Source organism: Mesorhizobium sp. M5C.F.Cr.IN.023.01.1.1 (assembly GCF_003997585.1).
GTDB classification, from domain to species: Bacteria; Pseudomonadota; Alphaproteobacteria; order Rhizobiales; family Rhizobiaceae; genus Mesorhizobium; species Mesorhizobium wenxiniae.
On record NZ_RZSU01000007.1, the window covers coordinates 41,119 to 60,449 of the forward strand.

The 19,331-nt window shown below is 58.7% G+C and carries 22 protein-coding genes and 1 pseudogene; 13 read left to right on the forward strand and 10 right to left on the reverse strand.

Features of this window, described 5'->3' with window-relative positions:
• Window positions 1-563: 563 nt before the first annotated feature.
• The 6 genes from EOA78_RS04900 to EOA78_RS04930 form a co-directional block, all read right to left on the reverse strand.
• Window positions 564-1,097: a transcription termination/antitermination NusG family protein gene (locus EOA78_RS04900; RefSeq protein ID WP_127314127.1), complete on the reverse strand. Its 534-nt coding sequence runs from the start codon at window positions 1,095-1,097 to the stop codon at window positions 564-566.
• Window positions 1,094-1,402: a hypothetical protein gene (locus EOA78_RS04905; protein WP_127314128.1), complete on the reverse strand. Its 309-nt coding sequence runs from the start codon at window positions 1,400-1,402 to the stop codon at window positions 1,094-1,096. Before EOA78_RS04905 ends, EOA78_RS04900 begins: the two co-directional genes overlap by 4 nt.
• The gene (locus tag EOA78_RS04910; protein ID WP_127314129.1) at window positions 1,399-2,214 is read right to left on the reverse strand and encodes a hypothetical protein; all 816 of its coding nucleotides are present in this window, start codon (window positions 2,212-2,214) and stop codon (window positions 1,399-1,401) included. The genes EOA78_RS04905 and EOA78_RS04910 overlap by 4 nt, the downstream gene beginning before the upstream one ends.
• Window positions 2,214-3,659, reverse strand: a complete 1,446-nt coding sequence (locus EOA78_RS04915; protein ID WP_245477400.1) for a DnaB-like helicase C-terminal domain-containing protein — start codon at window positions 3,657-3,659, stop codon at window positions 2,214-2,216. Before EOA78_RS04915 ends, EOA78_RS04910 begins: the two co-directional genes overlap by 1 nt.
• Window positions 3,656-3,850: a hypothetical protein gene (locus tag EOA78_RS04920; protein WP_127314130.1), complete on the reverse strand. Its 195-nt coding sequence runs from the start codon at window positions 3,848-3,850 to the stop codon at window positions 3,656-3,658. The genes EOA78_RS04915 and EOA78_RS04920 overlap by 4 nt, the downstream gene beginning before the upstream one ends.
• Window positions 3,851-4,073: 223 nt before the next feature.
• Window positions 4,074-4,253 carry an Arc family DNA-binding protein gene (locus tag EOA78_RS04930; protein WP_127314132.1) on the reverse strand — a complete coding sequence of 60 codons (180 nt, stop codon included), beginning with the start codon at window positions 4,251-4,253 and terminating at the stop codon, window positions 4,074-4,076.
• A gap of 112 nt (window positions 4,254-4,365) precedes the next feature.
• Between EOA78_RS04930 and EOA78_RS04935 the strand changes: the two genes are divergently transcribed.
• On the forward strand, window positions 4,366-4,935 hold the full coding sequence (locus tag EOA78_RS04935) for an Arc family DNA-binding protein (protein ID WP_127314133.1): 570 nt from the start codon (window positions 4,366-4,368) through the stop codon (window positions 4,933-4,935).
• Window positions 4,936-4,941: 6 nt separating this feature from the next.
• Here EOA78_RS04935 and EOA78_RS04940 read toward each other — a convergent pair whose 3' ends face one another.
• On the reverse strand, window positions 4,942-6,180 hold the full coding sequence (locus tag EOA78_RS04940; RefSeq protein WP_127314134.1) for a site-specific integrase: 1,239 nt from the start codon (window positions 6,178-6,180) through the stop codon (window positions 4,942-4,944).
• 170 nt (window positions 6,181-6,350) lie between these two features.
• Here EOA78_RS04940 and EOA78_RS04945 point away from each other — a divergent pair.
• A pseudogene (locus tag EOA78_RS04945) lies at window positions 6,351-6,776 on the forward strand (magnesium chelatase domain-containing protein); the annotation flags it as partial.
• Window positions 6,777-6,843: 67 nt separating this feature from the next.
• Complete coding sequence (locus tag EOA78_RS04950; protein ID WP_164783644.1) at window positions 6,844-8,400, forward strand: recombinase family protein; 1,557 nt, start codon at window positions 6,844-6,846, stop codon at window positions 8,398-8,400.
• 20 nt (window positions 8,401-8,420) lie between these two features.
• On the opposite strand, the gene EOA78_RS04955 is transcribed toward EOA78_RS04950, so the two are convergent.
• Entirely contained in the window at window positions 8,421-9,245 is an 825-nt protein-coding gene (locus tag EOA78_RS04955) for a hypothetical protein (protein ID WP_127314136.1), read from the reverse strand.
• 90 nt (window positions 9,246-9,335) lie between these two features.
• Window positions 9,336-9,566, reverse strand: a complete 231-nt coding sequence (locus tag EOA78_RS04960; RefSeq protein WP_127314137.1) for a hypothetical protein — start codon at window positions 9,564-9,566, stop codon at window positions 9,336-9,338.
• Window positions 9,567-9,708: 142 nt separating this feature from the next.
• Here EOA78_RS04960 and EOA78_RS04965 point away from each other — a divergent pair, with 142 nt between their 5' ends.
• The 4 genes from EOA78_RS04965 to EOA78_RS04980 all read left to right on the forward strand — a co-directional run bounded on the left by EOA78_RS04965 (window position 9,709) and on the right by EOA78_RS04980 (window position 12,371).
• On the forward strand, window positions 9,709-9,900 hold the full coding sequence (locus tag EOA78_RS04965) for a hypothetical protein (protein ID WP_127314138.1): 192 nt from the start codon (window positions 9,709-9,711) through the stop codon (window positions 9,898-9,900).
• A gap of 10 nt (window positions 9,901-9,910) precedes the next feature.
• Window positions 9,911-10,120 carry a hypothetical protein gene (locus tag EOA78_RS04970; RefSeq protein WP_127314139.1) on the forward strand — a complete coding sequence of 70 codons (210 nt, stop codon included), beginning with the start codon at window positions 9,911-9,913 and terminating at the stop codon, window positions 10,118-10,120.
• A 5-nt stretch (window positions 10,121-10,125) separates the two neighbouring features.
• On the forward strand, window positions 10,126-10,476 hold the full coding sequence (locus EOA78_RS04975) for a hypothetical protein (RefSeq protein ID WP_245477401.1): 351 nt from the start codon (window positions 10,126-10,128) through the stop codon (window positions 10,474-10,476).
• A gap of 287 nt (window positions 10,477-10,763) precedes the next feature.
• Complete coding sequence (locus EOA78_RS04980; RefSeq protein WP_127314140.1) at window positions 10,764-12,371, forward strand: DNA repair ATPase; 1,608 nt, start codon at window positions 10,764-10,766, stop codon at window positions 12,369-12,371.
• Between the two features lie 194 nt (window positions 12,372-12,565).
• On the opposite strand, the gene EOA78_RS35860 is transcribed toward EOA78_RS04980, so the two are convergent.
• Window positions 12,566-12,739: a hypothetical protein gene (locus tag EOA78_RS35860; RefSeq protein WP_164783645.1), complete on the reverse strand. Its 174-nt coding sequence runs from the start codon at window positions 12,737-12,739 to the stop codon at window positions 12,566-12,568.
• Between the two features lie 169 nt (window positions 12,740-12,908).
• Here EOA78_RS35860 and EOA78_RS04985 point away from each other — a divergent pair, with 169 nt between their 5' ends.
• The 6 genes from EOA78_RS04985 (at window position 12,909) to EOA78_RS05005 (ending at window position 19,273) form a co-directional block, all read left to right on the forward strand.
• Complete coding sequence (locus EOA78_RS04985; protein ID WP_127314141.1) at window positions 12,909-13,463, forward strand: recombinase family protein; 555 nt, start codon at window positions 12,909-12,911, stop codon at window positions 13,461-13,463.
• A 240-nt stretch (window positions 13,464-13,703) separates the two neighbouring features.
• Window positions 13,704-14,237, forward strand: a complete 534-nt coding sequence (locus EOA78_RS04990) for a hypothetical protein (RefSeq protein ID WP_127314142.1) — start codon at window positions 13,704-13,706, stop codon at window positions 14,235-14,237.
• Between the two features lie 973 nt (window positions 14,238-15,210).
• Complete coding sequence (locus EOA78_RS36405) at window positions 15,211-15,558, forward strand: hypothetical protein (protein WP_206533410.1); 348 nt, start codon at window positions 15,211-15,213, stop codon at window positions 15,556-15,558.
• A gap of 866 nt (window positions 15,559-16,424) precedes the next feature.
• On the forward strand, window positions 16,425-17,318 hold the full coding sequence (locus EOA78_RS04995) for a hypothetical protein (RefSeq protein WP_127314143.1): 894 nt from the start codon (window positions 16,425-16,427) through the stop codon (window positions 17,316-17,318).
• Between the two features lie 414 nt (window positions 17,319-17,732).
• The gene (locus EOA78_RS05000; protein ID WP_127314144.1) at window positions 17,733-18,611 is read left to right on the forward strand and encodes an RNA ligase family protein; all 879 of its coding nucleotides are present in this window, start codon (window positions 17,733-17,735) and stop codon (window positions 18,609-18,611) included.
• A 230-nt stretch (window positions 18,612-18,841) separates the two neighbouring features.
• On the forward strand, window positions 18,842-19,273 hold the full coding sequence (locus EOA78_RS05005; RefSeq protein WP_127314145.1) for a hypothetical protein: 432 nt from the start codon (window positions 18,842-18,844) through the stop codon (window positions 19,271-19,273).
• Window positions 19,274-19,331: the final 58 nt, after the last annotated feature.

A 19,331-nucleotide genomic window follows, 5' to 3' on the forward strand; every position in this document is an offset into this window, starting at 1 on the left:
CTTAGTGCAGATAGGTCATCCTTCTTCGCGTCGACTCGCCACGTTCGGCACCGGAGATATCGGACACCATTTCGCGAAAGCAGGCCGGGGCTCCATACCAGCGAACCGAGCGGAGACGGCTTGCTATCAAAGGAGTCGAGCCGGATGCTGGCCAGGTCTATGTCCATCTGATCCGCGAAACGAAACGTGTTTCAAAGTCTGGCGCTAGCGCGAAAACACGCTGTCGCCCACCCGCATATGTTTGAGCTCCTGGGAGGACCCAAAGGGGGGCCTTCACGCATGGGTCAGAGCCCTGCGCCTGCCCTTGCGATTGCCAGGCCAACAGCGATACCGCACCCAATGGCAGATGCGAACTTCGTGGCCAGCGTGCCGAGCTTGGAGCGGCGCTTGTCGAGAAAGCTCGTCATGGCACCCCGCTATGGTTCTGGATGGAGATGGCAAAGGGGTACAACTCCCCTTCATGCGGGGGGCGATCCCCGCATTGTCCCGGCGAAAACTCTAAGGCCTCGCGCAGACGGACATTTCGCCCTTGTTGGGATAAAATCCCAAATCCTCGTCGCAACTTAGCCTATTCGTCCCAGCATTTCAATAGGCGCCTTGGTCTTCACCTCGCGACCCAGGATATTCAGCATCACGGTGATATCTTTCTCGCCGACGCCGGCCACAGCGCCTTTCAGGCCAATCAGCGCGCCCTCTGTCACCTTGACCGTTTCACCAACCGCGACGTTGTGGCCGTGGACCCGCAGTTCATCGAAGTCGCCGGCATCTTGAGCCCGACGAATGGCCTGCACAGTTGCATCGTCAATCATGATCGGCTCACCGACACCGGCGCCGGCCTGCGAGCGCAAGACCTTCTCGACGGCCGAGCAGTTCAAGACGCGATGCCAGTGCACGGAGCCGAGGACGAACAGGTAGCCGTTGAGCAGCGGGTAGTAGCGCGTGATCCAGCGGTTTTGCCGAGGGTGTCTGTATTCCTTTCGGTATTGCGGCAAATACACCGCCTGCCCGAGCGCAAGAATCTCTTCCCCGGCCCTCAGATCGGAGGAAGGCCTGGTCTTGACTATGAACCACCGCGGCAGATCGACATGCTTGTTCATTGATCAAACCCCGGCGCGTTCACCCGCTCTATGCCCGTCTCGTTTGGCGTTACCCCGGCGACCTCGCAGGCCTTCCGGTAGGCTTCGATAAACTTGGGGCGATTCACCCACACCTTCGCGCACATGTGTTCCGGCCACATCGGATTGCCGAGATCGGAAAGGGCGATGCTGTATGGCGAGCCCATCGGCCTCGACCCGCTCATCTCGTCTAGGTTCAGGCTCGTGACGCGCCACGACGAGTTGCGCCAGATCTCGACCTCACCGTCCACAAGGCCGTGCTCATCAAGTCCATGCTCGTTTCTCACGCGGCCTGCTCCCATTCGCGCCAGCCGTTGCCATCGCCTTCGTTGAGTAAATCAGCCGGGACGCGACAGCCGCGCTGTCCAGGGCCAGGTCCCCACATGGAGGACGACCAAGTTTTGTTGCTTCGGGCGTACGCCAGCCGCTTCGGCCACTGCGCGCCCTCATCGGCTTCGGCGGACGCGATGCCGGCGGCGAAGCCTTCGAACCGCCGCTTGCTGATGAAGCGGCATGCATGGATCGTTTCGAGATCGGGCTTGGTTTTCAGGAACGCCATATAGGCAGGGATGGCAGAGAGGCAGAGCGCGCATTCGTCGTTGTCGAGCTTCTTCCACTCGGCAAAGGCTTCAGCCTTCGACATGTTCGGGGTCTTGGGATAGGCCTTCCAGAATTCTTCAAAGGCTTCGGAATAGGAAACCTTCTTTTTCGATTTGACCGGCTGGTCCGGATTTTTTCCGGACAAATCTTTCTTTTCTGTATCTGTCTCTGTCTCTGGTCTAGCATCCGCTTGCGCGGTGCTAGCAACCGCTAGCACTTTCGAGAGAAAACCACATGAAATCAAGGGTTGAAGATTTGGCAGAGCATCAAGGTAGGCCAGCCGCTTCAGGTACGCCGGATTGTTCGGGACCATACCCCCGTTTCGGGATGCGACCAGCATGCACACAACTGCTAGCAACTTGCTAGCATCATCTAGCGTCACCCAATCCTCGCTTGCAAGCAGCGCGAAATGCAGCTTGATCCAGGGCGGGTTGCGGTCGCGGTAGTGCTGGAAGTTTTCCCAATTCCGCACCTTCAAGAGCGTCGTCTTTGCCGCCATCAGAGCCTCGCCGAGTTGCGAACGGCGGAGCAGGCGATGTCTACGAACAGGTCAATGGTTTTGACCGGCCCGTTGCGCTGCTTGCCAATGATGAATTCCAGCTTGTTTTGAACGTCGGAGAGCCGCGAGACGCGGTTGACTTCAGCTTCGGCGTCCTTGCCCTTTTCCTTTTCGAGGTAGTAGGCCTCGCGAAACAGGAAGATAATGGTGTCGGCGTCCTGCTCGATCGCGCCACTATCGCGGAGATCCGACATCATCGGCCTGCGCTCGTTCATGGCGCGGCTTTCGATGTTGCGGCTGAGCTGCGAAAGCGCGACGACACCCAAGTTGCATTCCCGCGCCAGTTCGCGAAGCCCGCCGGAAATCTCGGCGATCTCGTTGTTGCGGTTGCCCTGGTAGCGAGCAGACGGGCGGATGAGTTGGAGATAGTCGACAAAGAGGACACCAAGCGGACAGCCGACAGCTTCGGCGCTCTCCATCATGCGTTCGGTCTTGACCCGAACGTCAGTCATCGACAGGCCAGGTTGCTCCTCAATCCACAACGGCAGCGTGTCGAGGTCGCGGCATGCGGATTTCAATGTGTCGATCTCGCCCGGCTCCACTCTGCCGGTGATCAAGTTGCTGTAGGCAATCTGGATGCCCCAGTCATAAGCGATATCGGTTAGAGCCCGCATCGCCAGCCGCTTCGCTCCCATTTCAAGAGATATGAAACCGGTCCCGGCGCCGCTCTTCGCGGTCCTGACAGCCACCGAAAATCCGACAGCGGTCTTGCCCATGGACGGGCGAGCGCCAATGACGGTCATTTCGCCGCGCTGGATGCCGCCTGTGGCGCGGTTAACGTCTGTCAGGCCCCATGTAATGCCAGTAAGACCGTTGCCGCGCTGCTGGGCCTCCTCGATCTCGGCAAAGGCGCCGACCGCGGCTTCCGCTAACGTCACCCGCGACTTGCGACGTGGACCGGCGCGCAGCTCGGCAGCGATAGTGTCCAGGTCTGACGATACCGACTGGATGGTCACCTTGGTGTCAGACGTTGCGTCGTGCGCGGTTTCCCGTAGGAGCTTTCCGACCTCGGCCGTCTTCAACCTCGCCCATTGAGCCACGACAGCCTTGCCGCCGCGCTCCAGTCCTGGCGGGCCGGCGACGCTCGCCGATGCCAGATCGGCCATATAGGCAGACGGCGACTGATCGGTCTTTTGAGCGAACAGGATCTTGGCGTCTTCCGGCAGAAGTCGGGAAACGATTGGCATGGTCGTCGAGCCGTACTGTTCATGTGCGGCGCGGATCGCCCGGAAAAGCATGCGGTGGATATCCGGGACGAAATGGTCTTCCCGGAGAAAGCTCATCACTTTGCGGAAGTCGCCACCGAACAGAAGCGTGCCAAGCACGTCTTGTTCGATTTCCGGAACGTATGCAGCGTCGGGGATGGTCTGCGACGCTGCGCTCAAGGCCGATGCCCTGTGCTAGGTGCGGGGCGATAGGTGTTGGCGACATAGGCGTAGAAGAACGTGCCGAACGCCTTGCCGGCGGCGTGAGCGTCGGCCATGTCGCCGGTAGCTTCTGCCTTATTGCGAAGGTCGCGCCATTCGAGAAAAGCACGCTGTTGCTCGGCGTTCATGTCGTTGTCGATCTGGCTCACGTTAAGCCCCTTTCCGATGTGGAAGAAACGCGCTTCGAAAGTCTCGCAGCGGCCCACGCGTCCAGGTCGCCAACGTGGTAGAGCGGAATGCGGCCGGCGTACTGCATCGGAGGGCCGCCCCCAATCGATGCCGCCTTATTAAGAGTCGCAAGGGCAATCGGAATGCCATGGCGCTCCAGCAAGTATGCAGGCACTTCGGAGCGCCGAAGGCGGGGCTTATCCATCAGCGAACCTCCTTTTCTTGCGAGAGGATGGACGACTCCCCTTTCGCCCGCATGGCCGCACGCACCGCGCGGACGATTTCACTGTTTTGCGAACTGGCGTTTTCCTTCGCCTCCGCCTTCAAAAAGGCTTTAACGTCGGGGGGCAGGCGCACAGCAACCTGCGGATCAGTACGAGCCATTAACCACCTATATCGCCTATTGCGATATACCACCTATCGCCTATTGCGATATGTTGCGTCAAGTGCTTTTATCGCCTAGTGCGATACACGTGGGGAAAACGCGAGAAAACCGATGGCGCAACAGTCAAAGAGCCGAAAGCTGGACCAGTACATTGTCCGTTTCCCGGACGGGATGCGAGACCGACTCAAGGAACTGGCTGAGGAGCACAACCGGTCGTTGAACGCCGAGATTATTGACCACATTCACAAGGGTCTTGAGCACGAGCGGCTACTTAGCGTGATTGACAGTCGAGAGAGAGAAATCGCGTTACTTAGCACCCAATCGACCGAACTTATAGAGAGCACGACCCGGCGCGAAGAACGCCTATACACGGACTTGGTAACATTACGCCGGTTGCAGCCAGAAAATGAAGCGCTGAAAGAAACCATAAAGTCTAAAGATGAGATTATCGAAAATCTTCAAGAATCTATATCTCTCATGCGGATGATGAATGAGATGCAGCGCCTTAACGTTTCGTTACTCTTTGCTATACTTGACGAGGCGGAAGCCGGCAGCGATGATCTACTTCAGAAAACGATTGCGCATCGTAAGATTGTTCCAACGCCCGAGCAGGAGAAGGACGCCGAACAGTTGGTTTTGGAAATGAGGCGGGTTGCGAAAATAAAGAGCAAAACTAGCTGACATCCGTCAGAGGTTCATCTGTCGGTAGATTTCCCCAGTGATCTTGTTCGCCGCCGCGACCAACACCGAATCGAGCCGGTGGACATACTTGCTCGTTATGGTCCCGCCAGCATGGCCGAGCATCGCAGCAATCGTGCTTTCGGCAAATCCAAGATCCCCACCGATAGACGCGTAGGAATGGCGCATCGTATGCGGGGTGACGCCCACCAGCTCGGCCCGCTGCATAAAACGCACCCATGCCCCTGCCAGGCCGTTGTAGTGACCCGTCTTGCGCAGGGCAGGGAGGACGTAGGGATTGCCAGGAACGCGGAGCGCGCTTCGCAGCACGTCGAATGCTTCTTTGCCTACAGGGCGCACGGAAGGGCCGCTCTTGCTATCCTTCAGCCGGAAGCAACCGGCAGCCTCGTCAACTTCGTCCCACTTCAGAGTTGATATTTCGCCTAGTCGGCATCCGGTGAGCGCGAGCAGCCACGCGCCGGTTATCGCTTGCGGGGTGTCCAGTTCGGCTTGTTCGCCCGTCAGTGCATTTCCGATGGCGCGGTATTCGGAGGCGGTCAACCTTCGGTTACGCACGTTGTCAGCCGGCAAGGTGACGCCCTGGACCGGATTTGCTGAGATAATCCCTTCGCCTACCGCATAGGTTAGGATGCCGCCGAGGAAGCCTGTCGTGCGCGCCGCCGTGCCAGCGCCGCCGGTGACTAGGACCCGGTTTCCATTCTTGCCCGACCGATCGCGCCTCGCTGTCTTTCCCACCGTGACATCTCGAACAAATTTCACGATGTCGGCGCGGTCGAGATCGATCACCAGCTTAGTGCCGAGCAGCGGCTTGATGTGACGCTCTATCCGGCCCCTATCGATTTCAATTGTCGACGCCTTCTTCGGCCGCCGGCTCCTTCCGAGGATCAGGCCCTTGTCGACTGCTTTTAGATACTGGTCGCAGAGCTGCGAAACGGTCAGCGACTTCCGACGCGTCTTGCGCTCAAGGAGTGGATCGGCCTTTTGCAGCACCACGCCGCCCATGGTCTCGATCGCGAGCTTCCGCGCTTGCTCGGTGGTGATGACGCCGTGTCGACCGATGGTCATCCGCCGTCTTGCGCCGTCACCGGACCTATAGTCAACGAAGTAGGTTCGGCTCCCACTCGGATGGACATAGACGCCGAAGCCCTTCAATTCGGAGCACCATATCGTGTACTGCTTGGAACGGAGCTCTGCCCGGTCTACGACAGCTTTGGTGAGTTTTGGCATCGGCAGACCGTCCTATTGCGTGGCAACTCACAATAGGCTCACCGCCAAATGGAAAACAAGCGCCATGTTTGGGGACCGCCGGTAAACTCGGGAAACAGCAGAAGCCCAAGCGCCGCACGACTTTGCACGATTTGGGAAACCTCCAGCCAATCACCGCAAACATCTTCGGCTTGCCCAAGGAAGGTAGCCATTACGATTTGCCGATCGCGCTCGGCCTGATGGCGGCATTGGGGGCCATTCCGGGCGACATGCTGGCCGGCTATGTCGTGCTTGGCGAGCTGTCGCTCGACGGCACCATCGCCGCGGTGGCCGGCGCGTTGCCGGCGGCGATCGGCGCCAATGCCGAAGGCAAGGGCTTGATCTGTCCTTTCGCCTGCGGGCCGGAAGCGGCGTGGGCCGGCAAGGATTTCGACATTCTGGCGCCGCGCAGCCTGATCGCCATTGCCAATCATTTTCGCGGCACGCAGGTCCTGTCACGGCCGGAGGCCGGCATCCATGCCTCGGCGCGTGACCTGCCGGATCTGGCCGACATCAAGGGCCAGGAGAGCGCCAAGCGGGCACTCGAAGTGGCGGCGGCCGGCGGTCACAATCTGCTGAATTTGTTGACAAAGGACCCTACTGTGTGGAAGAGAAACGCTCGTCCTTTGAATGAGTTCTTCCCACATGCGCAAAGCAGCTTCGAAAACCCCTAAGGCCTACTCGTACGTCCGCTTCTCCACCCCCGAGCAACAGCGGGGCGACAGTCTTCGCCGGCAGACGGAAGCTGCGGCGCGGTGGGCGGCTGCGCGGGGTATGGAACTGGATAATAGCAGCTATCAGGACTTGGGAGTCTCCGCCTATGCGGGTGACAACGCCGAGGTCGGTATGTTGGGAGAGTTCCTCGGGGCGGTGCGGGATGGCACAATTGAGGCCGGCTCCTACCTGCTGATTGAAAGTCTTGATCGGCTCTCGCGCGACAAAGCGCGGAGGGCAGTGCGGCTGCTTGGTGATCTCTGTGATAGCGGCATAGCAGTCGTGACGCTTGCTGATGGGAAGGAATATACTGCCGAAGGTCTGGACAACGACCCTATGGGATTGATGTGGGCGCTAATGGTCGCCATGCGGGCCAATGAAGAAAGCGCCACCAAGTCCCGTCGTGTCAGAGAAGCTTGGGGCAAGAAGAAAGAAGCAGCGGCGGCCCAGCGGCGGCCGATGACTAAGCGCCTCCCAGCTTGGCTCACACTAAGCGCCGACAGGACAACGATCGGTGTTGACGAAGACAAGGCGAATATCGTGCGCCGCATCTTTCGGGACGCCATCGCAGGAGGGGGCCAGCATAGCATTGCCCAGACGCTGACTGCCGAGGGCGTGGACACATTTGGGGATGGCAGGCGCAAAGCACCGGTCTGGCAACGGTCCTACGTCAAGAAGCTCCTAGAGAGCCCTGCGGTCATCGGAACGATGATCCCTCATGACACCCGGAAGGTGCGGGGCAAGCGTGTTCGTGACCCGCTCCCGCCGATCCCAAACTACTACCCGGCTATCGTCTCTGCGGCCGATTTTGCGCGGGTGAACAGCGCGAGGAAAGGCAGCAACACTCCACGTGTCCGAGCCTCCACCGGACAGGTCTCAAATGTCCTTGCAAGCCTCGGCAAGTGTCCCCGTTGCAGGGCGACGATGACTAGAGTCAACAAGGGTCGAAAGGGCGGCACTCCGTACCTCGTCTGTGTCTTGGCCAAGGCTGGCGGAGGGTGCATCTATAAACAAGTGCGGCTCGAAAGCATCGAGGCCGCAGTGCGTGAGGCGAGCGGAACGTTTGCCCGTGACGTACCCGGAAGGGATGACCTCCTGGAGGAGGCGCGACGGGCATTGGAGGCCAAAGAACATGGGATCGGCGATGGCATTGAGCGCCTATTGGAGGAGATAGAGCGAGGCAACGCATCTCCGGCCTTACGAAAGCGGCTGACTGATAATGAGGACCAGTTGACGGCCGTTAAGGACGAGCTTGAAGAGGTTGAGGAAAAAATACGCCAAAGTGGAGGTAAGGCCATCGAGCGCCGTTTGGCGCGTCTAGTCGCCACCCTAGGCAACGATCGGGCCAGCATTACAGAAATCAACGTGGCCTTACGGGAGACCTTTCGGGAATGCGTTGTGAACTATTTTGAGGGCACTCTGGATTTTGTTTGGCAGCACAGCGATACACCTACAGAGATACGTTACGCGATGCCAGAGAGTGTCTGAAACCGTCGCCATCTCGCCGTTCAAGAATAGTGCAGTTGAAACAACATCTCAGAGAAAGAGTCTATAATCTGGTCAGCCATTTCTTCGTTGAAAGCCGGTGGCGCCGGTTGTGAGGCGTCGTGCATCCTCTCGATCCCACCGCCGTATCTCGGAGTGCAATATTCTACCAGCCTCAAATTGTTGTGCCCGGCCATGTACAAGAGCGAGTTAAGCGCGTTGTCGGAAACGCTGGCTGCCAGAATGAGCAGTTTCCCCACAATGATCACCGTGAGTTGACCGTTATAATTGTCTGGTAGGGCGGAGGTGGTAGGCAGCCCAAGTGCCCGATGCCAAAACGAATGGTGGTGCTTTTGTCCTTCATATCTGCCTACCCATACCGCCCACCTTGGGGGGAGGCGAGTTTCCCGGCGAAGGTAGCGACGATCTTCGGCGGTAACGGCAATCGTCGTTTCATCGGCAAACTCAAGTACCGCCGTTGTCATGGCGACCCAAGCAGCAAGGATTTCGCAACTCGCTTCGGCCAGCAGATGCCAGTTTCCTTCTATCAGCGGAACCAGGATTGGTTTTGCTGCCCTTTGCAGATTGCTCATCCAGCCGTTGTTGCAAGAGGCGCAGACGCGCCGAATCTTTTGGGTGGCGGGGGGCCCACGGCGGTCCATCATGCCGGCCTCTACATTCGCCACGTCGACGCTGTCACGTAGCAAGCGCATTTTTTGGAGTTGGTGTCCGAGGTTTGGCCGATCGTCAGGGTATTTTTTGGTCAGCCACCGGGGCCATAGATGTTCCTTCGACAGATTATTTCCGTCGCAGAAAATACAGACACGGCGGAGGCGCTCTTTTTTCATCAGGGATGCCACTGAAATCGCTGAACTAAATCGAACTTGCCGTTAAGCATCGATTCGGTCAATTCAGGCGGTCAATAGGTAGTCCAGATACTACCTAGCAAAGAAGAGAGGTCCTTCCGGCCGCATCGTTTGCACGGCCACGGTTGCCATCACCTCGTGCAGCTTGTCCGTCAGGCCACTCAACTGCCAGGACAGCGCACCGCTTGCGTTCAGGTGCAACTGGGCCGAAAGCACCGTCTGGCGCAAGCTGAGAGCATCCCTAAGGATCGCCTCCGCGTCGCTTGCAAACAGTCTCTCATATCGGCTCTTTCGTCTGCCCATTAGCGGCCGGCTCCCTGACATCTGCGAGCAATTGCCCTACCTCCTGACAAATAGGAAGGCATTCCTCGTCGAGTCAATTCGACCTTGACATTTTTGTTCCGTTTTTGTTCACTGTGGGAGCGAGATCACGGGAGCAACCGGTATGGACCACATTGTCAGCCTCGACGGTCGGCAGGAAGCGGCGCTCCAGGCCGTCGCCGACAAATTCGTCGCCACCCACAAGGGAGATGTCATGAAGGCGCTCAAGGCCATGATCGTTCTTAATGGCCATCTTCAAGAGCAGCTTGGCGCATCGGCAGGCTTGCCCGAACGGCCGCGCCGCGCAGCACGATAGGAGCCGGGCGATGACCACTTATCATCTCGACTTGGAGGCCAAGGCCGCACTGCACTCCGAAGCGGAGAAGCTTATTGCGCGATACGCCAGCCCGCTTGAAACCGTGAAGGCGCTCATGGCTTACAATTGCGAGCTTGAGACGCAAATTCTTGCCTTTGCCCACCGCCATCCCGAACTGGTGACGGTCAGCTTTGAAGACACGCCGCCACGGGTGGAGTGATAGCCGTGCATGACCTAATCGCGTTCCTCGAAACAAACTCCGCGCTCGTGCTGGCGAACCCGGCAGTCTTTGCTACGTTTGCTGTTCTCTTCGGAGGAGGGGGCTTCGTAGTCGGTCGCTACTTGCTGACTGAGCGCATCGCCAATCTGGAAAGCCGAATTGCAAGGCGTGACGAGGAGATTACGGGCCTTAGGGCCAAACAGACAGCACCCAAGCGGGAACAGTCGATGGTGCCTTTGATCGGTACCACCGCGATCAATTCCGGTTCACCGGACCGATTCCCCTCGCCCGGTGCCCAAGATGCGGTACCGAAGCCGATCCAAGACATGATCCTCGGGCACACAATTGGGGCGTAGGGAGACCTATGAAGCGATGAGGCGCGGCTTAGGGTGGCCACCGACGCCATTATTCGCGCATAGCACGGCTAACGCCCCGGACCGCGAAATCTTCCGCCTCTTTCCTTGGGAGCTTCAAACATCGCCACCGCTTGGGATCACACCTCGACCAGAGTTGGGGAGAACCGCCGCGTGTCGGCTGGGGGCCCACTTTCCTTGCACCCAAATTGATGCCTATGCTGTGAGAGGCTGGGAGAATCGATTTGGTAAAGCATAAGCATACTAACCCAATACGACTGAATGATGGGATGACAATCGGCAGCTTAGCTGCTGAAACCGATGACGATTATCTGTTCGATTGCTTTGTACACTACCCACCGGTCGAAATTGCTATGAAGGTCGATTCTCATGGATCGATTTTGACCGGCCGCACTGGTGCCGGGAAGACCGCGATCATTCGATACATAGAATCACGCGCCGAACACTCAGTTCAGATTCGGCCGTCCGATATGGCGATGAGCTACGTATCAAATTCGGATGCCCTTTTGTTCCTGCATGCCATAGGGGCGGACCTCGACCTTTTGTTCCAAGCTCTATGGAAGCACGTAATATGCATTGAATTTATCCGCCTTCGTTGGGCGGTTACAGATTCCGAAAAGTCTCGCTCTATTTTTAGTCGAATTACTGAGAAGTTCAGTCGAGACCAACGAAAAGAAAAAGCGCTCCGCTACCTGAGGGATTGGGAGGGTGAATTTTGGATAACGATGGATGAGAATATCAAAACTATTACCGAGCGGGTTGAGAAAAAGGTGGAGGCCGAGCTAGGGGGGGAGATAAGGAAATGGAAGGCCCGTGGTCAATATGACAAGCAGCTCAGTGTCGATAAGAAGACTGACCTTGTTAGGAGAGTGAGGAGCATCATTAGCGGCGAGCAGCTATCTGAACTGTCCGGGGTTATCGATATCCTTTCCGAATTTGACGCATATGAGCAGGGAAATCAAAGCAAATACTACCTCCTTATAGACAAGCTGGATGAAAATTGGGTGGACACCTCTGTTCGATTTAGGCTCATTCGCGCCCTTATCGAAACGGTTAAAACTTTCAGGCGGATAAGGCACCTGAAGGTCCTAGTCGCTATGCGTAGCGATATCTTGGAGAGGGTAGTCCAAGAGACAAAAGACATCTCCTATCAGCGTGAAAAATCTGAGGAATATTTCGTAAAGATAAAGTGGAACCGAGCGCAGTTGAAATCCCTTGCGGATTCCCGGATATTGAAAATGTACAGAAGGCAGTATACGGCGCAAGATGTACACTTTGAGGACCTTTTTCCATACCAAGTAGGCCGCGCGGATGCGATCGATTACATTATCGATCATACGCTCATGCGGCCGAGAGACGTTATTGCGTTTGTGAACGAGTGTCTTCGCGCAGCTGACGGTACACTGGAAGTTACGGCAACGAATGTCCGGCGAGCGGAAGTGGAGTATTCCCGGCTGCGCCGCGAAGCCCTAGAACACGAGTGGCAAAGCGCCTTCCCTACCTTGAAGCTGCTCCTCGATTTTATCGCCGAAGGTCGAAAAGAGGCTTTCCAGATTGGCGAAATGACGGTCGGTCCTCGGCTTGAGCAGCTGGGTTTGAACATTGCGGCCGAGCCTAGAATTGATTTTGATCCCACCCACGCTGCCGCTACGGCTTATTGCGAAACCCCCAGCGAGAAGGCTTTCTTGTTTGCGAAGGAAGTGGTTTCGATCCTCTACCGTGTCGGCGCTGTAGGGTTGAAGCTCGACCCCGCTGACCGATTTCGGTATTCGCACCTAGACGAACCAATCATTTCCATTGCGTTGATACCCGACGAGGCAAAGGTTCGCGTTCATCCAATGCTTCACGCGGCTTTGAAGATCAACCTCGGCCAATGATTGGTCCTTACGGCGATCGGAGGGGAGAACCAAAGCCTCTCCATCCATATATAAGCGACTGCTTAATAGGAAGTTCCGCGCCCACCAATCCATTTCAATTTGGTGGAAAAACCCGAGGGGTCGAACTCGACAGTTGTGGCCGCACGATACCCCCGGTACCCCCTTCCGCCCCCATGAGCGGCCCTGCGGTCGGCCTATGGCTTACGCCTATGTTCCCCGGTTGCGATGATCGCGGCCGCGCCAAGCGCCAACACCAGTGAGCCTCCGGTGACAGCAGCACCGTCTAGGTGCGGCGACAGACCGAGATAGAATTGAGCCGCGCCGAACACCTCCAGGAACGCGGTGACAGGCTTCCACGCTTGCGTCATTTCCCTGCCCTCCCGAGCGCACAGGAGCGCAATGGGAACCCTTAGGCAAGTCCGGCCCGAACACCTGCACTGTCCACAAAGGTTTACTTTCTGGACACTATCCCATTGACTGTACCCTTAGCGTCCACTAATTGTGTGTCCGGCAACGTTTTAGAGGAAAGGGTACAGCATGGCAGTAGTTGGATATGCGCGGGTTAGCTCGACAGGGCAGGACCACGCCACGCAGATTGAGAAGCTGAAGGCGGCAGGGGCCACCAAGATATTTGAGGAGAAGCAATCGGGCACGGACAAGGACAGGCCGGAGCTTGCCAAGTGTCTTGACTACGTTCGGGACGAGAACGACACCCTGATTATCACCAAGCTTGATCGCTTGGCCCGCTCTGCGGCGCACCTACACGAGATTGTCGAGGGGCTGAACGCCAAGGGCGTGGGCTTTAGGGTGCTGGACGACCCCTCGCTCGATACGACCACGCGCACCGGAAGGCTGGTCTTCGGCATCCTCGCCAGCATTGCAGAGTTCGAGACGGCGCTGCGGCGGGAGCGGCAAATGGAAGGCATCGCCAAGGCCAAGGCTGAGGGCAGGTCCGGGGGGCGGCCGGCGCTGGTAACGCCTGAGGTGAAGGCTGAGATCGCCCGGCTAAGCGCCGATGGAATGAGCATCCGCAAAGTGGCCGCCCATGTCGGCTTCAGCAAGGCCACGGTTCAGAAAGTGCTGGTGGGGTGAGCCCAGGGCAGGGAATTATTGGACCAGTGTCAAGAATATTATTGTATCAGGGGGCTGCCGTTGCCGGGACAATCTAAGAGGATCCCCGGATGTTAAACCGGCTATAGCTTAGGAATATTTGACCCGGCAACGGGATATCCCGGCAACTGGCCATTACACCTTTACGATATTTAGCATTGCGCTCCCGAAATCTATCGGCTCTTTCCCTCCGATGTCTAATGCAACACGAGGAGAAAGACCTTGAAAACGACAACTGACCCGGACGAGGCCCCGGAAACGCCCGGTCCCATCGGCGGCAAGCTCCGGGAGCCCGAGGCGAAAGCCATAGGGCACCTAGCGCGGGCGCTGGGGGGCCTTACGTCCACCATGCGGTCCATTGTCAACAAACGCCCAATACACTCTCACCATGCCCTGGAGCCCCTTCGCTGGACCGCAGACGCCTTGGCTGAATATGACAGGCTGGCAAGGGCAGAGCGCGAGCTAGAGAAGCAACAAAAGCCCGTCCGGGGTATCGACGCCTCCGCCCAAGATGAGGGCGCCGGAGACTTGGCCAGGGAGGCGATATCGAGGGTTAGCGACGTCACTGAAACCCTGTCCTTTGCACTGGAGTGGATTGCGGCCGGCAAGCCGCTAGGGTCCACGGGCTATGTCCGGCAATTGGTCATGGCCGACGCCCTCATGAGGGAGCTTATCAGGCTCATCCCGGAGGCGGAGTTCACGGCGGCCTTGCGGGAGATATGCGGTCGGGAAGCGATGCCCGTCCGGCTCCGATAGGCCCGCATTTGTGACTGGTAGGGCTGTTTCAGGGGGTCCGAGGGTCCGGGTGGTAGAATGTACCGTCCGGACTCGAACGCGTCTCCACGGCCCGGACCAGACAGGAAATCAATTCCCGCCACCCATAGGAATGGCGGCCCCATCACAGAGTTTCTAAACGTGTCTTTGGGTGAGGTCCTGAAGGCGAAGGCCGGGCAATTAGGCCGCACCTCAGGAAAGCGGTCCATGAGCGTTGGCAGGGGTGATTACGACACACCCTAGGAAAGGGGCCTCCGGTTGCATATACCCTGTTCAAGGATGTTGGCAGGGGTGATTACCCCACCATTCAGGAAAGGGACCTCCGGTCGCTATACATGTTTATGAGCGTTGGCAGGGGTGATTACCCCCACCCCCAGGAAAGGGGCCTCCGGTTCCTAATGTGTATGGACGTTGAATCTGCTCGCCTGCCGAGCGTGTTCCGTCCGCTTCTTTTTGGTTTCCCGTAACGTGGGCACCGCTCACTCCCTCTCTTCGCAGAAGAGCCAAGGGCTCCCGAATGTGGGAGCTGTCTTTCCTCTGCCCTTCGACGCAGGACGCTGAAAAGGTCCCTTCATCCAACATACGCTGACTTTGGGAGCCCCTTCGGGTGTCTCCAAGGTGCCCCGAAACGGGCGTATGGCTCACCATTCGTGGCCGGCATCACAGACCGTTCCGCTGTCTGCCCGGCGTCCTGCGTCTCTCTTTTCTTCAATGCCTCCGTCCGGGCCGTAGACGTGCGTGTCTATGTCTCCATCTATTTTTGACCGCCCGTAACACACGCTAGGCCCCCTTCAGGCCACCCGAGCGTCCGACTGCTCTTCAACCCTCTCTCAATTTTTTGGACCCCGTAACAATGACCACCACCAATCCGGGTGGCGGCCCTATCCCAGGGCGCCCCGAAACATATCTAACGGCCCCGAATGACCACCACAGGCGGGGCGTATCCAGTGAAATCGTGCTGGTACCAATCAATGACCGTAAGCGCGGCCGAACTCTTTTCGCTAAGGTAGAGCAAGCCTCCTTTGACAGCCTGCCCGATCGCGTAAGAAACGCCTCTTGGGTCGTCGTCAAAGACGGGACCGCAACAGACGACATGCAAGTCTCCGTCCGGGCGATGGTCGCCGGGAGCCTTGTCACCATTCCCCGGCTCATCATGGATGCGAAGCCCGGAGAGTACGTTCGGAACCTCAACGGCAACCGCCTAGACCTCCGTACGACCAATCTCCGGCTGAAGACTGGAGGGACGGGCAAGAACAGCAAGCGCCACGACCTCGGCCTAGTTCGGCAGGCTCCGGCACAATGAGTATGCTCAACTATTGCGAATGGATGGACGATTATCGCCCAGTCGTCGCCACCATAGGCCCCCATTACCGGGTCATAGTGGACCGCAAGGGGTTCGGGTGGTCCCTACAGCAGCGACGTATGCGGACGGGTCGCTGGTTCAACACCGCTTCGCTCCTCCGCTCCCGTAAGAACCTTTCCGACGTCACTCTGCCTCTCATGCACAGCGGCTATGTCCGGGATCACGGGATCACGCAGCAGACGATAGACGACGCCCTGGCGCATCTGCCCGAGCGGTTCTCACCCGAACCCACCTTCGACCGCCTAGTGGTCCACTCCAGCCCACCACCCAGGACCCCGGCGGGGGCGTCTACCTCCTACAAGACGGACCACGACATCTTCGACCCGAGGCCGTGACGACCACCCTAGCAACAAACATCAAATCCAGAGGAGCAAAGGTATCTCCACCCACATCCACGGCATCCATGCCGCGACCCTAACCGTTGAACTGTTCGGTTCATACGGCGCCCGGCACAATGGCCATGTCATTGACCTAAGCAACCGCAAGAGCCCCAAAGACCCACTCGGGCCACTAGCCCGCCTTCTCATTCGCGAGGGCTTCGACCCGGACACCCGGATACATGTCGTTAGGGGCGGCATGTCGATCTTCAAACGCGACCGCAAGCTGTCAGCCTGGGCGGGAGAGGATTGGATTGACACCCAAACCGGGGTCGCACGGCGTAAGGACTACGCGCCGTTTCCGACTGGTAACGACATTTCAGGGGCTTCGTGCGTCAGTCGGCTAGAGAGCACCGCCCGCACGTAAACGCCTCTCCACCACCCACCTCAAACAACCATTAATCAGCAGAGAAAAGAGACACACTCCCGATGGCAAATTATGCCTCCTTTCAGACCACTTCAGACAACGCAGCCGACACCGTGGCCGAAGCCGCCCAGGCACGTAACACTCCCGCCGCCGCTCCCTCCGTCCAGACCAGCCGCAAGGTGCAGGTTGACACATTCGGCGATGGCCGACAGGCCGCCAAAGACCTAAGCGCCCGGACGGTGACCACGGAGCGCCAAGTCCGCCCCGGCAACGTCATCATCCCCGGCGTAGGCGAGACCACGATTGAGGCCGCACGGCTCGCAGGGTTGCTCCCTCCGGGTTTTGATGGGCCTGCCGGGGGTAAGTCCGCCGCCCCGGCAGGCAACCAGCAGGGCGCACAGCAGCAGGGCCAGAGTGATGCCCCGGAAGGCTCCACGGACGGCGATGCAACGGACCTTGCAGCAGCGGTGATGGAAACGCTGGCGGGTGCCTTGGGCGCCGACGCGGTGGAGAGTGGCATCTGGCAAGCCGCAGAGACCGGCGACGTTGAAGGCAGCATCCCGGCAGGGGTGACCGACGACGCCGTGGACGCGATTGTCGAGGGCTTCACCGCGCAGGCCAACGCGGTTCTCAAGGCCCTGCCTGCCGGGGTCGCTTCCGTCGACATGCTTATGGAGACGCTGAACGATGGGGAACTTAGGGAAGCCCGCATGGCAACCATCAACAACGACAGGGAGAAGCTTGCCCACCTTGGCAGGACCGCCTTGGGTCGTATGGAAACGCTGCCCTATCAGGACCCCGCCGCGTTTGACACTCTCATCGCCGACATGCCCGCAAACGAGCGCAAGGCCCTTAGCTTCAATGAGGAGCGGGGAGAGTGGGTCGTGAAGGTTCCGGGCCGGCAGGCCATGTCATTCGGCGCCGCAGTCCGCGCGGGCATCGTTCGGGTCGGCTAATGCCCGCCACGCTTCACTACCCTCGCGCTTTTCTGACTTGGCAGGCGCGGGCCGTGAGGGCGCGGTCGGCTCACCTTTACCGCGTCTTTCATGACGGGCGCGGTAATTGGACCGTCACCCGTCCGGGCTCTGCCGAGCGCCTCTACTTCCCGGCCGACGACTGTGGCACTCCGCCACAGCCCTTTGGCCCCAACAGGGTCGAACCGGCGGGGCCTGGACCGGTCCCCAAGGTGTGCCCGGTCCAGACCATGACGCCCGCCGAGAAACATGCTGCTGAAGTGCGCAGCAGCTACGTCAACTTAAGCGCCTGACAGGTTATGAAAAGCCCCGGTGCAGCGGGGCTTCATAAGTGAGAGCTAACGGAACGATTGCCGCTATGCGAAATTGAATAAAATATGAGTTGGGTAGGGTCCAATGCGTAAGCTTGCCGGCCGCGTCCGGCTGTCGTTCATCCGCCCTATGGAGCCCGAGCTCGTCGAACAGCCGCCCAGGGGTGGCGAATGGGGCCATGAGGTCAAGTTCGACGGCTACCGAACCCAAATCATCAAGGACGCTGACGGCATCCGCTTCTTCACCAAGAACGGCTTCGACTGGACGGTCAAATACCGGCCGCTTGCCGACGAAGCGAAGTCGATAGAGGCCGAGAGCTTCATCATCGAGGGTGAGACAATCGTCACCGACGAGGCCGGACTTTCGGACTTCCATACGCTGCGCTCGGCCATCACGAGACGCCCTCAAGACCTTTACCTCGTCGCCTTCGACCTTCTGCACCTCAACGGCCATGATCTGCGCGACATGCCGCTGAAGGACAGGCGCGAAATCCTGCAAGCGGTAGTCCCGGCCGGCGGACATATTCAGTTCAGCGAAGCTCTGCCTGGCACCGGCGAAGCCGTCTACCATCTTGCCTGCGAGGCTGGGCTTGAAGGCATCGTCTCAAAGCGCCTCGACAGCCTCTATCGCAGCGGCTCAACGATGAACTGGCGCAAGATCAAGTGTTACGTCGAGAAGGAAATGGACATCATCGGGGTGAAGCGGGAGACCGGAAAGCCGGCAATGGTGCTCATGGCTGACAAGGGCCACTACATGGGCGGTGCCTTCGTCACCTTCAAAGCCGACAAGCGACAGGACCTATGGGACCGCGTGCAAGGCAAGGTCGGCGCACCGCCGCCGAAAGGGCTCGCCAAAGAGAAGGCCGAATGGCTCAAGCCGGGATTGGTGGGGCGGGTCAAGTTCCTGAAGGGCGAGGAGAAGCTTCGCCATGCGTCCCTCAAGGGATTTCGCGAGGAAGAATGAACACCTGACAGCCTCTTGACTGCCAGCAAGGGTTAGATACCCTCTGCCGCGTGCCTTGAGAGAAGCGGCCCTTGGCACCTTTTGGACAAGCCGCGTGATAACCGACGATGGGTGAGCCCTTACGTCGAAGAGAAGCAAGAAGCAGCACCTAGGTCTGCCCGACATCACTCCTTGAACGGCCTGCCGCCCGCTCATGGGCGTCTGCGGCCTCTAAAGCCATGGAGAACGTCATGACAGCAGAACGCTTGAAAGTCCGCGATGTCGGTGAGGGTTATGAGGTGCTTGACTATGACGGCAAGCCCATCGCAATTTGCGCCACCATCGTCCATGCGGCGCGTTATGTGCGAGGTTTTGCAGCGCGTTTCCAGCTCGACTGGAGCCGCGCCGTCGCCGACCCGTCAACGCCCAGTGACTATTGCGCCAGTTTCCTCGGATCGGAGAGCATTGGCAGGATAAGAGCCGAGACCGGCTTTCGATACGCAGGGCATTGGGCCTGGTGGATCAGCACCAATGACGACCGCTGGCGCAGGCCCGGCGGCCAGCGAGGGAGAGAGGCGGGCAAGGACTTGGCTATGGTCAGGCTAGAGCACGAGTTTACATGCTATCTGGCGAACACGCCCGGCGGACCTTCGCCCTACGCTCTAGCCAAGGGTTTGGAATGAGCATCGCGACCCTAGCATCGAACGAAGGCGACATCCCTACACGCAAATGCACGGAAGC